Source organism: Sphingopyxis sp. H053 (assembly GCF_001468225.1).
GTDB lineage: Bacteria > Pseudomonadota > Alphaproteobacteria > Sphingomonadales > Sphingomonadaceae > Sphingopyxis.
Map to the genome: position 1 here is coordinate 251,727 of NZ_LNRU01000001.1, position 13,565 is coordinate 265,291.

Genomic DNA, 13,565 nt, shown 5'->3' on the forward strand with positions numbered 1-13,565 from the left:
AAGGCCGGAACGGGTTCGCTCCGTCTGCGTTACGGGGCGGACATAACAGATGACCGAAAGCCCGGTTCACAGGAGAATGAAATGACGAAGCAAATGTTCGCCGTTATGGCAACCGGACTGGCGCTGATGGCGGCAACGCCCGCGCTTGCTCAGCAGGGAGGTTCGACGGTGACAGCAGCAACGACCCAGGGCCCGATCCTGTCCTTTGCGGTCAGCGAGGAAGTGCGTTCGCGTCCCGACCAGGCGACCGTGGGCGCCGGCGTGACGACGACCGCGCCGACCGCGGTCGAATCGATGCGCGCCAATGCCGCCGCGATGGACAAGCTGATCGCCGCCGTAAAGGCGCGCGGGATCAAGGCCGAGGATATCCAGACGAGCGGCATCAACCTGTCGCCGCAGTATGACTATAATAATCGCGGTGATGGCCAGCCGCCGCGCTTCCTCGGTTATCAGGTGTCGAACAGCGTGCGCGTGACGACGTCGAAGATCGAAGACATCGGGCCGCTGCTCGACGCACTGGTCGCCGCGGGCGGCACGAACATCGACGGCCCGTCGTTCGGCATGAAGGATCCCGACGCGCAATTGGTCGGCGCGCGCGGCACCGCGATCAAGGCGGCCGAAGCGAAGGCGCAGGATTATGCGCGCCTCGCGGGCTTCCGCGGCGTCGAGCTGGTGTCGATCAGCGAAGGCGGCAGCTTTGGCCCGCAGCCGCCGATGCCGATGGTGCGCATGGCGATGGATGCCGGTTCGGCAAAGGCCACGCCGGTCGAGCCCGGTCGGGTCGCCAACACGCTGACGCTGAATTTCCAGTATCGTCTGGTGAAGTAAGCCAAAGATAGGCGTCGCCCCAGCGAGAGCTGGGGCCGCTATCGACCTTGCGCTATGTCGCGAGCGATCCCAGCTTTCGCTGGGATGACGTCAAATCGCCAACTCCCCCTCGGCCCATGGCCAGGGCCGTTCGCGAAACCATTTGGTGATGATATATTTGCGGCCCTTGCGGACCTTCATCCCGTGATGAAGCGTGTCGGGGTTCGCGGTGCCGTCGAGATGGACATTGTTCCACGCGAGCAGCTTGCCGGCCTCGGGCTGATGCATTTTGCCGGTCGCGAGGAAGCGCGTCGCGCCGCCGGCATCGGGTTCGTTGAGATAGATCATCAGCGTCCAGCTGCGCTGGCCGGGGATCGCGCAATAGGTTTCCCAGTCGGCGCCGTGCGGATCGAAATAGTCGGTGTGCGCCTTGAACTCCTGTCCGACGTCGTAACGCTGGCCCTGCATCGGCTCGCCATATTCGTGCGGGATGCCGGTGAGCTCGTGGAGGCGGTTGTTGACCGCGATCACGACCGGATCGCGGTGGTCGAGGTCGCAGGTCGTGCTGGTGCGAAAGGCGTCGTCGCCGTTCGGATCGGCGATCGTCGAGGGCCGCACGTCGCGGTCGATTTGCGTCATCAGCGCGGCGCAGGTTTCGGCGTCGAGAAAGCCCGACAGCATGAACTGTTGCAGCTTTGGCGTTGGCGCGCGGCGGATGCCGGGGACGGCGGCGAGCCGCTCGGCGGTACGGTCGGCGCCCGAGGTCGCCATGTCGACATGTTCATTCGCAGCCATGGCGCGCTTTTTAGCAGGGAAGCGCGTGCGAACAATGCTTGACGAGCGGGGGGATGCGCGCCTATTCGCCGCGCGCTGTCGAGGGTGCTTCGTGCGCCGCTCTTCGCTTATGTGGCGACCATAGCTCAGTTGGTTAGAGCGCCGGTTTGTGGTACCGGAGGTCGCGGGTTCGAGCCCCGTTGGTCGCCCCATTTTCTCTATCTTCGCGCATATGCGGGATTTGGGGTGACTCTCAGTCCCTATCGGATTATTGCGTCCTAACGTAATTTTCTAATGCGAGGATGAGTCTATGTCCGCTGTCTGGGATTTCGCCGATTTCGACGATCATGAACATGTCCACATGTTCCGCGATCGCGCCAGCGGGCTGACGGCGGTCATCGCCGTCCACTCGACGCACCTTGGCCCCGGTGCGGGCGGTGTGCGATACTGGCACTATCCGCAGCGCGCGGCGGCGATCACCGATGCGCTGCGCCTGTCGCGCGGCATGAGCTACAAGAACGCGATGGCGGGGCTGCCGATGGGCGGCGGTAAGGGCGTGATCCTCGCCGACGAGGGCGCAGCGAAGACCCCCGAACTGCTCGCGGCGTTCGGCCGCGCGGTCGAATCGCTGGGCGGCGCCTATGTGACCGCCGAGGATGTCGGGATCACCGACGCCGACATGGTCCAGATTTCGAAGCACACCAAGCATGTCAGCGGCCTGCCGGTGGCGAGCGGCGAAGCGGGCGGCGACCCCGGCCCGCTGACCGCGCTCGGCGTGTACCTCGGCATCAAGGCGGCGATTCGCGAAGGGTTGAAGACCGACAGCGCCAAGGATGTGCGCATCGCGATCCAGGGCGTCGGCAGCGTCGGTGGCGGCGTCGCGCGGCGGCTGGCAGCCGAGGGCGCGAAGCTGACCCTCGCCGACGTCAATCTGGCGCGCGCGAAGGAACTCGCCGACGAACTCGGCGCCGAACTCGCCGATTCGGCCGCGATCATGGAGGTCGAGGCCGATGTGCTGAGCCCCAATGCCTTGGGCGCGATCCTGACCGAGGCGAGCATCGAGAAACTGCGCGTGCCGATCGTCGCGGGCGGCGCGAACAACCAGCTCGCGACCGCGGCCGACGGCCAGCGCATCCACGACCGCGGCATCGTCTATGCCCCCGATTATGTGATCAACGCGGGCGGCATCATCAACGTCGCGCTCGAATATCTGGGGCAGGGCAGCCGCGAGGAAGTCGAGAGCCGCATCCACCTGATCCCCGGCCGGCTTGCCGAAATCTGGGCCGAGAGCAAGGCGAGCGGCACGCCGGCGTCGGTTGTGGCCGACCGGATGGCGCAGAAGCTGATCGGGCGGGGCTAACTCTTGAGCGTCGCCCCCGCGAAGGCGGGGGCCGCTGGAGAGGTAGCGTAAGGCCGATAGCGGCCCCCGCCTTCGCGGGGGCGACGGTTGTGGGATGGCCTCGGCGAGAAAACCCGCTAAGCCATCCCCCGATGAAACGGCATTTTTATCTGGTCGCGGGCTGGGCGTCGTTGGGGCTTGGTGCGATTGGCGCGTTCGTGCCGTTGTTGCCAACGGTGCCGTTCGTCATCCTTGCCGCCTTTTGCTTTGCGCGCTCGTCGCCGCGGCTCGAGAATTGGCTGCTGACGCACCCGCATTTCGGGCACCATATCGCCGCGTGGCGCGCGAAGGGCGCGATCAGCCGCAAAGGCAAGATCGCCGCGACGGCCGCCTTTGCCTTCAGTATTGTCCTTGCCGCGATCTTTTCGCCCTGGCCGTGGGTGATGGTGCCGGTGATCGCCGCCGCCGTTACCGGAAGCTGGATATGGACGCGGCCTGAGGGTTGAGGATTGCGTGTTCCCCGGCGAAAGCCGGGGCCCAGAATGCCACCGCAGCTTGCGCGCTCTGGGCCCCGGCTTTCGCCGGGGAGCAGAAAGGCAAATTGCTGGACCGCTTTCTCCGGCTCGCCTAAGGACGACGCGATCCGATGCACGCCTACGCTAATCCCACGCGCTTTCTTGCGATTGCCAAGCCGCTGACGCCGTGGTTGCTCGGCGCCGGGCTGTTGCTTGTGCTGGGCGGTGCGTGGGCCGGGCTCGCGATGGTGCCGGGCGATTACAAGCAGGGCGAAACCGCGCGCATCCTTTACGTCCATGTCCCGTCGGCCTGGCTCGGCATGGGCGGCTGGACGTCGCTGGCGATCGCCGGGCTGATCCAGCTTGTGTGGCGGCATCCGCTGTCGGGCATCGCCGCGCGCGCGATCGCCGTGCCGGGGATGCTGTTCACCGCGCTGTGCCTTGCGACCGGATCGATCTGGGGGCGCCCAACCTGGGGAACCTGGTGGGAATGGGACGGGCGGATGACGTCGATGCTCGTCCTCCTCTTTCTCTATGCGGGCTTTATCGCGCTGACGAGCGGCGACGACGGGCAGCGGCAGGGCGGTTCGTTGTCGCGCGGCGCGGCGATCTATGCGCTGGTCGGCGCGATCAATATTCCGATCATCAACCGCAGCGTCGTGTGGTGGAACAGCCTGCATCAGGGGCCGAGCATCACGCTGGGCGGATCGAGCATCGACGGGGCGCTGCTGTGGCCGTTGGGGTTGACCGTGCTCGGCTTTTCGTTGCTATTTGGCGCCATCGTCCTGATGCGGATGCGGCGGATCATCGCCGACAACCGTGTCGCGGCGCGGCTCAGGCGGCTGGCGGACGACGAGGGGATTTGACGCGTGACGGGGGTGATCAGCGGGGGCGGGCAATGGGCGTTTGTCGCCGCGGCCTATGGGCTGACGGTCGTCCTGACCGGCGCGGTACTTTGGGCGAGCTGGCGCGCGATGAAAAAGGCCGAGAAGCGCAGCGACGCGCTGCGAAAGGATCGTAAGTGAAGGCCAAGCATCAACGGCTGATTCTGGCGCTGGTCGCGCTGTGCGGCGTCGGCGGTGCCGGTGTGCTCGCGGCGAGCGCGCTGCGCGACGAGGCGGCCTATTTCCGCACGCCGGTCGAGATCGAGGGCGGCAAGGCGGAGGTCGGCGAGCCGATGCGGCTGGGCGGCATGGTCGCCAAGGGCAGCATTCAGCGGCAGGCCGATGGCCTCACGATCCGCTTCGTCGCGACCGACGGCAAGGCCTCGGTTCCGGTCGAATATAAGGGCATCGTCCCCGACCTGTTCGGCGAAGAGAGCGGCATGGTCGCCGACGGCCGGATGCGCGCCGACGGGACGTTTGTCGCCGATCGCATCCTCGCCAAGCATGACGAGCGCTATATGCCGCCGCAGATGGGCGATATGCCGAAGAATATGAAAACTGTGCCCAAAGCATGAGGGCGAAAAAAATCCGTCGCCCCCGCGAAGGCGGGGGCCGCTGGCGGCCTGAGCCAGCGACGCTGTGTAAAACGACGGCGGCCCCCGCCTCCGCGGGGGCGACGGTTAGATGATCGCCGAACTCGGTCTCGCGCTGTTGTGGATCGCGGCCGCGCTCGCGTGCCTCTCGCTTGTCGCCGGGACCTTGTTCCTGCGCGGCGGTTCGAAGGATCTGGCGGCGCTCGTGCGCCCGGCGAGCGTTGCGCAGGGCGTGCTCACCGCGGCCGCCTTCGGTTTGCTGATCGCGCTGTTCGTGCGCTCCGACATGTCGGTCGAACTGGTCGCGCGCAACAGCAACAGTTTGAAACCGATGATCTTCAAGGTCGCGGGGACGTGGGGCAATCACGAAGGCTCGATGCTGCTGTGGCTGATGATCCTGTCGCTGTCGGGCGGGCTGATCGCGATCTTCGAAAAGCGGCTGCGCGAGGACACGCTTGTCGCGACCCTCGCGGCGCAAGCGGCGCTGAGCCTCGGTTTCTTTGCCTTTCTTCTCTTCTCGTCGAACCCGTTCAAGCGGTTGCCTGTGGCGCCGCCCGACGGGCAGGGGCTCAACCCGCTGCTCCAGGACATCGGGCTCGCCTTCCATCCGCCGACGCTTTACGTCGGCTATGTCGGGCTGTCGGTCGCGTTCAGCTTTGCCGTCGGCGCGCTGATCACGCGCGAGATCGGCCCGGCGTTCGCCCGCGCGATGCGGCCGTGGGTGCTCGGGAGCTGGATTTTCCTGACGCTCGGCATCACTGCGGGCAGTTACTGGGCCTATTATGAGCTCGGTTGGGGTGGCTGGTGGTTCTGGGACCCGGTCGAGAATGTCTCGCTGATCCCGTGGCTTGCGGGCGCGGCGTTGCTTCATTCGGTCGCGGTGACCGCCACCCGCAATGCCCTGCGCGCGTGGACGGTGATGCTCGCGGTGATCGGCTTTTCGATGTCGATGGTCGGCACCTTCATCGTCCGCTCGGGACTGCTGACGAGCGTCCACAGCTTTGCGGTCGATCCCGAGCGCGGCACGTTCCTGCTCGCGCTGATGGCAATCTATATCGGCGGCGCTTTGACCCTGTTCGCGCTGCGGGCGGGGAGCGTGGCGGAGGGCAAGAAATTCGCGTTGCTCAGCCGCGAAGGCTCGCTCGTCATCAACAATCTGCTGCTCACGACGATCCTTGCGCTCGTCCTGCTCGGCACGCTTTATCCGATCGTCGCCGAGGCGATGGGCGAGAAGATTTCGGTCGGCCCGCCCTATTATAACAAGGTCGCGGGGCCGCTCGCGCTGATCCTCTGCCTCGTGATGGTTGCGGGTCCGCTGCTGAGCTGGCGCAAGGACGACGGGAAACGGCTGTGGTCACGCCTGCCGCTGGCGATTTTTGCGGGGGCGGTCGTTCTGTTCGGCCTTGTCCTGTTCGGTGGCAAGGTCGGAATTTTGCCGCTGCTCGGCATGACCGTCGCGGGCGTCGTCGCGGTCGCGAGCCTTGCGCCGCTGTGGGGACGCAACCTGCGGCGCACGCCGCTGCCGACGTGGGGCATGGTCGTCGCGCATTTCGGCGTCGCGGTGTGCCTTGCCGGCATGGGCGCCGAAAGCGCCTTCATCAAGGAACGGCTGGTCGCGGCGGCGCCGGGCGACGTGGTGAAGGTTGGCGATTTCGCGGTGAAGTTCGTCGGCGTCAGACCGATCGCCGGGCCGAATTATACCGCGATCGAGGGCACGCTGGTCGCGACGACATCGTCGGGCGGCAGCTTTACGATGCGGCCCGAAGCGCGCACCTTTCCGGGACTGATGGGCACGGCGCCGACCGAAACCAACGAGGCGGCGCTGCTGACGCGGCCGGGCGGACAGCTCTATGCCGTGCTCGGGCAGCCGGTGACGAGCGACGACGGCAGCGCCGACCGCTACCAGATCCGCCTGTGGTGGAAGCCGCTGGTGTGGTGGATCTGGCTCGGCGGCGCGCTGATCGCGATCGGCGCATCGCTGTCGCTGCTCGGCCGCGCACAATTGCTGAATATCTGGCGCGCGCGGCGCAGCCGCAAATCACAGGAGCGTTTTGCGCCATGAAGAACCGCTGGGTCCTATTCGCGCCGCTGGCGATCATGGGGCTGCTGTTCGGCGCCTTCATCTATCGGCTGACGACGCCCGCCGAGACGCTGATCCAGTCGCAGTGGATCGACAAGCCGATGCCGCTGTTCGACCTGCCGCCCGCAACCGCGGGCGTCGAGGGGCTGAAGAGCAGCCAGCTTGCCGACGGGCGGCCGCGGCTGGTCAATGTGTTCGCGAGCTGGTGCATTCCGTGCCGTGCCGAGGCGCCGCAACTCGAGGCGCTGAAGGCCGCGGGCGTGCCGATCGACGGCATCGCGATCCGCGACCGGCCCGAGGATGTCGCGATGTTCCTTCGCGAATATGGCAATCCCTTCGACCGCATCGGGGCCGACATGCAGAGCAGCGTCCAGATCGCGCTGGGATCGTCGGGCGTGCCCGAAACCTTCCTGATCGATGGCAAGGGCATCATTCGCGAGCAGATTCAGGGCGTGATCCTCGCCGATCAGGTGCCCGGGATTGTCGCGAAGCTTGAGGCGATGAAGTGAGGGGTGCTCTCGAACATTTCCGTGCCCCTGCGAAGGCAGGGGCCCATCTCCAAACCGTAGAATTTTGCGCCGCCGGACGTTTCAGGACGCGATGGCCGGTGATGGGCCCCTGCCTTCGCAGGGGCACGGCGGTTCTTTTGATGGCGTTGCTTGTTTTCTCCAGCATGGCGTCGAGTCCGCTGGCGGCGCAGGACCGCCTGCCGCCCGCGCCATACGCTTATCAGCAGCTCAAGGATCCGGCGCAGGAAGCGCGCGCCAAGGCGTTGATGGAAGAGCTGCGCTGTCTCGTCTGTCAGGGGCAGTCGATTGCGGATTCCGATGCGCCGCTCGCGGGCGATATGCGCCACGAAGTGCGCAGCAAGATCGCGGCGGGCGAAAGCCCGGCCGAAATCAAGACGTGGCTCGTCGCGCGCTATGGCAATTGGGTCAGCTACGATCCGCCGTTCGACGGCGCCACGGCGCTGCTCTGGCTCGGGCCGTTGCTCTTCCTCGCGCTTGGCGGGTGGCTGGCCTTTGGCCGGTTCCGCCGCGGTGCGAACGACGACGAGGAGGGCGCGGCATGATCTGGCTCTGGGTCGTACTCATTGCGCTGCTGACGATCGGCGGCATCTTCTGGGTCGGCAAGCTGCCCGCCGCGGCGCGGCCGCTGGCGGGGGCGGCGGTGATGCTGGGCCTTGCGGGCTATGCATTGCAGGGTCATCCGTCACTGCCCGGCAAGCCCGTCGCGGCGCCCGAGGAGCCCGAGGGGTTTGGCGAGGCGATCACCGACCAGCGGCAAGGCATGTCCGAACGCTTTGGTCCCGCGGCGCAGTGGCTCGGCATGTCCGACGGTTTCGCGCGCACCGGCAAGACCGAACTCGCGGCGAAGACGCTCGAAAAGGGGCTGGAGACCTATCCCGACAATGTCGACCTGTGGGTCGGGCTCGGCAATGCGCTGGCGGCGCATGGCGGCGGCGTGATGTCGCCCGCGGCGGCGCTGGCGTTCGACGAGGCGGCGAAGCGCGATCCGTCGCATCCGGCGCCGCCGTTCTTCGCGGGGCTCGCGCTGGCGCAGGGCGGCGACCTGAAAGGCGCCGAGACGGTGTGGAGCCAACTGCTCGCGCGCAGTCCCGCCGATGCGCCGTGGCGGCCCGATCTGGAGATGCGGCTCGCGCAATTGCGGCAGGCGCTTGGGCCGCAGCTGCCCGCCGAAATCCCGGCCGGCGTGCCGGCGCCGGACGTCCCAAATTGAAACCTATTCCAAAGGCTCAGGCTCGTCTAAAGGCCCGCAATGACTGCTGAGTCGCAACAGGCGGCGGGCGGCGCCGCGGGCGCCGTGACTGCTGGCGCCGAAACGGCCCATTACGGGCATGGGCATCACAGCGATGGCAAGCTGAAGCTTGCCGTCGGCGCGATCGGTGTCGTGTTCGGCGACATCGGTACGAGCCCGCTCTACGCGTTCCGCGAAACCTTTGCCGGCCATCATCCGATCGAGGCCGACCGGCTGCACATCTATGGCGTGCTGAGCCTCGTCTTCTGGTCGATGATGCTCGTCGTCACCTTCAAATATGTGCTGACGATCATGCGTGCCGACAACAAGGGCGAAGGGGGCAGCCTGGCGCTGCTCGCGCTGATCAGCCGTTCGTCGGGCGAGAAGCGCTGGACATGGCCAATCATCCTGCTCGGCGTGTTCGCGACCGCGCTCTTCTATGGCGACAGCATGATCACCCCCGCTATGTCGGTGCTCTCGGCGACCGAGGGCCTCAGCTACGTCAACAAGGGATTCGAGCCCTATATCGTGCCGATCGCGCTGACGATCCTGATCGGGCTGTTCGCGATCCAGGCGCGCGGGACGGCGAAGGTCGGGATGCTGTTCGGGCCGATCATGCTCGCTTATTTCACGATGCTGGCGATCCTCGGGATGATCCATATCGTCGATCATCCGGGGATCATCGTCGAAACGCTGAACCCGGTGAACGCGCTGCGCTTCTTCTATGTCGACGGTTTCACCGCCTTCATCGCGCTCGGCGCGGTCGTGCTCGCGGTGACGGGGGCCGAGGCGCTTTATGCCGACATGGGGCATTTCGGCCGCGGGCCGATCGGGCTCAGCTGGCTGACGTTTGTGCTGCCGGCGCTGATGCTGAACTATATGGGGCAGGGCGCGATGGTGCTCGAGGCGGACATGGGGCCGCGAAGCGACCTGATCGCCGATCCCTTCTTCCAGATGATGCCCGAGGCGTGGCAGGTGCCCGTCGTCATCCTGGCGATCCTCGCGACGATCATCGCCAGCCAGGCGGTGATTTCGGGCGCCTTTTCGCTGACTCAGCAGGCGATCCAATTGGGCTTCATGCCGCGCCTGCGTGTCGAGCACACCAGTGCGTCGGCGCAGGGGCAGATTTATATCCCGATCGTCAATTGGGGGCTGATGGTGATGGTGATCATCCTCGTCCTCTTCTTCGGATCGTCGAGCAACCTTGCCGCGGCCTATGGCATTGCGGTGACGGGGGCGATGTTCATCGATACCTGCCTGCTCAGCGTCGTCCTCTTCACATTGTGGAAATGGCCGGCGTGGAAGGCGCTGCCGGTGCTCGCGGTCTTCTTCATCGTCGACATCGCCTATTTCGGCGCAAATCTGATCAAGGTGCCCGACGGCGGCTGGGTGCCGCTCGCGATCGGGCTCATCATCTTCACTTTGCTCACCACCTGGTCGCGCGGACGCAAGCTGATGCAGCAGGAGATGGCCGAAGGCGCGATGCCGATCCCGGTGTTCGTGAAGTCGGCGGCGAACAGCGCGACGCGCGTGCCGGGCACCGCGGTGTTCATGACGTCGAGCAGCGACGGCGTGCCGCACGCGCTGCTCCACAACCTCAAGCACAACAAGGTGCTCCATGCGCGGATCATCCTGCTGACGATCAAGATCGCCGACGTGCCGTTCGTGCAGGAGGAGAAATTCTGCATGCTCGAGGATCTGGGACAGGGGTTCCACCGGCTGGTGCTCAACTATGGCTTCATGCAGCCGATCGACGTGCCCGAGGCGCTGACCCGCGTCACGAGCTGCGGCGGCGAGTTCAAGATGATCGAGACGAGCTTTTTCCTGTCGCGGCAGACGCTGATCGCGGCGAGCAAGCCCGGCATGCCGATCTGGCGCGAAAAGCTGTTCGCGTGGATGCTGCGCAATTCGGAAAGCGCGATGGAATATTTCCGCCTGCCAACCAATCGCGTCGTCGAACTGGGAAGCCAGGTCGCGATCTAGGTTAACTTTCCGACATCGGGCAATAAGCGTTTGTACATCGGGGCAAGTCTTGCGATGCAAGGGCGACCCAAAAAAAGGCCGCGCAACACTATGGATGTCGGCAACCCTGACGCTCTGATCCTGCCGGTCCCGCCGGAACCATTTGCCCTGATCGTCGGCGCGGCGATGCAGGGCGGTTCGAGCGAGGCCGTCGAAACCGCGCTACGTCGCATGGGGCTGCGGCCCGAGCGGGTCGAGGGCGAGGGCGGCGGCGCCGATGTCGCCGCGCGCGTTGCGGCGCCCTGTTTCCGCCTGACCTTCGGGGCGGTGTCGGTTCTGGCCGGCCCGGCGGCCGGTGCTGCGCTGGATCTTGCCGATCCCGACCACCCATCGACCAGCCTGCTTGCCGCGAGCCTGCCCCGACGATGGCGCGAGAGCGGGGCGTGCTGGGTCTTTATCCCCGAGCGCGACCCCAAGCGCGATGCGGCGCTGGGGCCATCGACCGTGCAGCCGACACGGATGCGCGAATTCTTCAAGATGATGGTGCTGCTGATCGACCTGTTCGATGCCAGCCATATTTTCTGGTCGCCGGCGCGGCTGTGGTCGGATGCGCCGCAATTTCGCGCGTCGATCGCCGAAATGCTGGCCAGCGGGATGCCGCCGGTGCTCCACCTCGTCGCGTTCCGGCGCCGCGAAAATGGCGCCGATGCCAGCATGGGAACACGGGGGCTGGTGCTGTTCGCGGGTCAGGAACTGGAGGCGCGGATTCCCGTCGGCTGGACCGTCGCCGAAATGGTCCGGCGGCTGTCCCGGCTTGCGCTCGACATGATGCTCAACGGCCCGGTCCAGCATGCGCGGACAATGCGCGGGCTGGAGGCGGGAGAATGGATTGAACTGCTGCCGCCTTTGCGCAGCACGGACCACAGGTCGACCGTCATCGTCGAGTTCGGCCGCGATAGTTGATGCCGCCGCGGGGATGGCAGGGCGCACCGCCGCCGCAAAGTGGGTTCCAGCGCCATCACCTGATCCCCATCGCCCTGACCCAGCGCCCGCAAATGGCAGCGATGTTTGAGCAACTGCATGCCGAAGGCTTCGCGCTCCAGCATTTTGGGCGCAACGGGTTGATGCTCCCCGCGTGCGAGCCGGTGGCGCTGCGGTCCGGCCACGCGCTGCACCGCGGGCCGCATCATGGCTATAGCGATGTCATCGCGGCGCGGGTCGAGCGGATCAGGGCGCATTTCGCACTTCACGCGCCAGCGATCCGCGAATGGCACGGCGCACCGCCGTCATGCGCCTGCGTCTGTTGCAGGACACGACGCGCCGCGCCCTGACCGATCGGCACGGCGCGGGTTTCTGGCTCAACCGGCGCGACCCGATGCGGCTGTTCGTCGACCGCCCCTATCTCGACGAGGCGATCGACAGGCTGTTCGGTGCGTAGGGTGATATCGGCTTTCGACCGATTGCGGACGACGCTAAACCGTCGCCCCCGCGAAGGCGGGGGCCGCTGGAGAGGTAGCGCAAGGCCGACGGCGGCCCCCGCCTTCGCGGGGGCGACGGTAAAAGGAACGACAGCTCACCACCCCGAAGCAGACATAGCTGAACGGCCTGGCAATCGGCGTCGGTACTTGGCTTAAAGCCTGACCTTCGCCTCAAGTTCGCGGCGCGCGGCGAGATATTGCGCTTCGAGTTCGGCGACATATTCGGCGACCGGGCGCACCGCGGTGACCGGGCCGATGCCCTGGCCCGATCCCCAGATGTCCTTCCACGCCTTGACCTTGGTGTTGCCGCCCGAGCCGAAGTTCATCGTCTTGAGGTCGCCTTCGGGCAGGTTTTCGGGGTCCATGCCCGCGGCGACGATCGACTGGCGGAGATAATTGCCGTGAACGCCGGTGAAGAGGTTCGAATAGACGATGTCGCCCGCGCGCCCCTCGACGATGCCGTTCTTGTAGGTGTCCTCGGCATTGGCTTCGGTCGTGGCGATGAAGGCGCTGCCGATATAGGCCAGGTCGGCGCCGCACGCCTGCGCGGCGAGGATCGAGCGGCCGTGGCCGATGGCGCCCGACAAGGCTACGGGTCCGTCGAACCATTCGCGGATTTCCTGTACAAGCGCGAAGGGCGATTGCCGGCCGGCATGGCCGCCCGCGCCCGCGGCGACGGGGATGAGGCCGTCGGCGCCCTTTTCGATCGCCTTGCGTGCGAAACGGTCGTCGATGATGTCGTGGAGCGTGATGCCGCCCCAGCCATGGACCGCCTGATTGAGCTCTTCGCGCGCGCCGAGCGAGGTGATCGTGATCGGCACCTTCCATTTCTCGCACGTCGCAATGTCGTCGAGCAGCCGGTCGTTCGATTTATGGACGATCTGGTTGACGGCGTAAGGCGCCGACAAGCGGTCGGGATTGGCGCGGTCCCACGCGGCGAGTTCCTCGGTGATCTGGTGCAGCCATTCATCGAGCAGCGATTGCGGGCGGGCATTGAGCGCCGGGAAGCTGCCGACGACGCCCGCCTTGCACTGCGCGATGACAAGCTCGGGTCCCGAAACGATGAACAATGGCGAGCCGATCACGGGCAGGCGCAGGCGGTCGAAAATCGGGGGAAGGGCCATGAATCAGTCTCTCCGGTTGCGGTTTGCAACTGACCTTAACGTAAACGGAAGGTTGCGCAAGCGGGTATCGGGCGAAGCGCGCGTGGCGGACGATCGCCGCGTTGACGGACGCGGATCGCTGAATTTTTGCCCTCGAAAAGCTACAAAATAAAAAAATTACGCTTTTGCGACACGGTCTTATCGGTTCGTCGCACCGTGCGTACGACGACCTGCGCAACTTTCGACTTCGCCGCGAGTAATCTTGTCCCAGA

At 66.0% G+C, this 13,565-nt stretch carries 16 protein-coding genes and 1 tRNA gene; 15 read left to right on the plus strand and 2 right to left on the minus strand.

Features of this window, described 5'->3' with window-relative positions:
• The first annotated feature begins 81 nt into the window (after positions 1 to 81).
• The gene (locus ATE70_RS01145; protein WP_058536126.1) at positions 82 to 828 is read left to right on the plus strand and encodes an SIMPL domain-containing protein; all 747 of its coding nucleotides are present in this window, start codon (positions 82 to 84) and stop codon (positions 826 to 828) included.
• Between the two features lie 90 nt (positions 829 to 918).
• Here ATE70_RS01145 and ATE70_RS01150 read toward each other — a convergent pair whose 3' ends face one another.
• Positions 919 to 1,602, minus strand: a complete 684-nt coding sequence (locus ATE70_RS01150; RefSeq protein WP_231732548.1) for a 2OG-Fe(II) oxygenase — start codon at positions 1,600 to 1,602, stop codon at positions 919 to 921.
• Positions 1,603 to 1,716: 114 nt separating this feature from the next.
• Between ATE70_RS01150 and ATE70_RS01155 the strand changes: the two genes are divergently transcribed.
• The 14 genes from ATE70_RS01155 (at position 1,717) to ATE70_RS24635 (ending at position 12,150) form a co-directional block, all read left to right on the plus strand.
• A tRNA-His gene (locus ATE70_RS01155) sits at positions 1,717 to 1,793 on the plus strand.
• Positions 1,794 to 1,891: 98 nt separating this feature from the next.
• Entirely contained in the window at positions 1,892 to 2,941 is a 1,050-nt protein-coding gene (locus tag ATE70_RS01160; RefSeq protein WP_058536127.1) for a Glu/Leu/Phe/Val family dehydrogenase, read from the plus strand.
• Between the two features lie 131 nt (positions 2,942 to 3,072).
• On the plus strand, positions 3,073 to 3,426 hold the full coding sequence (locus tag ATE70_RS01165; protein WP_058536128.1) for a YbaN family protein: 354 nt from the start codon (positions 3,073 to 3,075) through the stop codon (positions 3,424 to 3,426).
• 140 nt (positions 3,427 to 3,566) lie between these two features.
• Positions 3,567 to 4,301 carry a heme ABC transporter permease CcmC gene (ccmC, locus tag ATE70_RS01170; protein ID WP_058536129.1) on the plus strand — a complete coding sequence of 245 codons (735 nt, stop codon included), beginning with the start codon at positions 3,567 to 3,569 and terminating at the stop codon, positions 4,299 to 4,301.
• A gap of 3 nt (positions 4,302 to 4,304) precedes the next feature.
• Entirely contained in the window at positions 4,305 to 4,460 is a 156-nt protein-coding gene (locus ATE70_RS24630) for a heme exporter protein CcmD (RefSeq protein ID WP_156419576.1), read from the plus strand.
• A complete protein-coding gene (gene ccmE, locus ATE70_RS01175) occupies positions 4,457 to 4,894 on the plus strand; it encodes a cytochrome c maturation protein CcmE (RefSeq protein ID WP_058536130.1) in 438 nt (145 codons plus the stop codon). The genes ATE70_RS24630 and ccmE overlap by 4 nt, the downstream gene beginning before the upstream one ends.
• Positions 4,895 to 5,003: 109 nt before the next feature.
• Entirely contained in the window at positions 5,004 to 6,974 is a 1,971-nt protein-coding gene (locus ATE70_RS01180) for a heme lyase CcmF/NrfE family subunit (RefSeq protein WP_058536131.1), read from the plus strand.
• The gene (locus tag ATE70_RS01185; protein ID WP_058536132.1) at positions 6,971 to 7,501 is read left to right on the plus strand and encodes a DsbE family thiol:disulfide interchange protein; all 531 of its coding nucleotides are present in this window, start codon (positions 6,971 to 6,973) and stop codon (positions 7,499 to 7,501) included. Before ATE70_RS01180 ends, ATE70_RS01185 begins: the two co-directional genes overlap by 4 nt.
• Positions 7,502 to 7,641: 140 nt before the next feature.
• A complete protein-coding gene (locus ATE70_RS01190; RefSeq protein WP_156419577.1) occupies positions 7,642 to 8,064 on the plus strand; it encodes a cytochrome c-type biogenesis protein in 423 nt (140 codons plus the stop codon).
• Positions 8,061 to 8,732, plus strand: a complete 672-nt coding sequence (locus tag ATE70_RS01195; RefSeq protein WP_058536134.1) for a tetratricopeptide repeat protein — start codon at positions 8,061 to 8,063, stop codon at positions 8,730 to 8,732. Before ATE70_RS01190 ends, ATE70_RS01195 begins: the two co-directional genes overlap by 4 nt.
• A gap of 39 nt (positions 8,733 to 8,771) precedes the next feature.
• Positions 8,772 to 10,733 (plus strand): potassium transporter Kup, encoded by a 1,962-nt coding sequence (locus tag ATE70_RS01200; RefSeq protein WP_058536135.1) that lies wholly within the window; start codon positions 8,772 to 8,774, stop codon positions 10,731 to 10,733.
• 90 nt (positions 10,734 to 10,823) lie between these two features.
• The gene (locus ATE70_RS01205; RefSeq protein WP_058536136.1) at positions 10,824 to 11,675 is read left to right on the plus strand and encodes a hypothetical protein; all 852 of its coding nucleotides are present in this window, start codon (positions 10,824 to 10,826) and stop codon (positions 11,673 to 11,675) included.
• Positions 11,675 to 12,043, plus strand: coding sequence for an AHH domain-containing protein (locus tag ATE70_RS25790; protein ID WP_058536137.1), 369 nt, complete (start codon positions 11,675 to 11,677; stop codon positions 12,041 to 12,043). Before ATE70_RS01205 ends, ATE70_RS25790 begins: the two co-directional genes overlap by 1 nt.
• The gene (locus ATE70_RS24635) at positions 11,980 to 12,150 is read left to right on the plus strand and encodes a hypothetical protein (protein ID WP_197411375.1); all 171 of its coding nucleotides are present in this window, start codon (positions 11,980 to 11,982) and stop codon (positions 12,148 to 12,150) included. Before ATE70_RS25790 ends, ATE70_RS24635 begins: the two co-directional genes overlap by 64 nt.
• 192 nt (positions 12,151 to 12,342) lie before the next feature.
• Here ATE70_RS24635 and ATE70_RS01215 read toward each other — a convergent pair whose 3' ends face one another.
• On the minus strand, positions 12,343 to 13,314 hold the full coding sequence (locus ATE70_RS01215; protein WP_058536138.1) for an NAD(P)H-dependent flavin oxidoreductase: 972 nt from the start codon (positions 13,312 to 13,314) through the stop codon (positions 12,343 to 12,345).
• Positions 13,315 to 13,565: the final 251 nt, after the last annotated feature.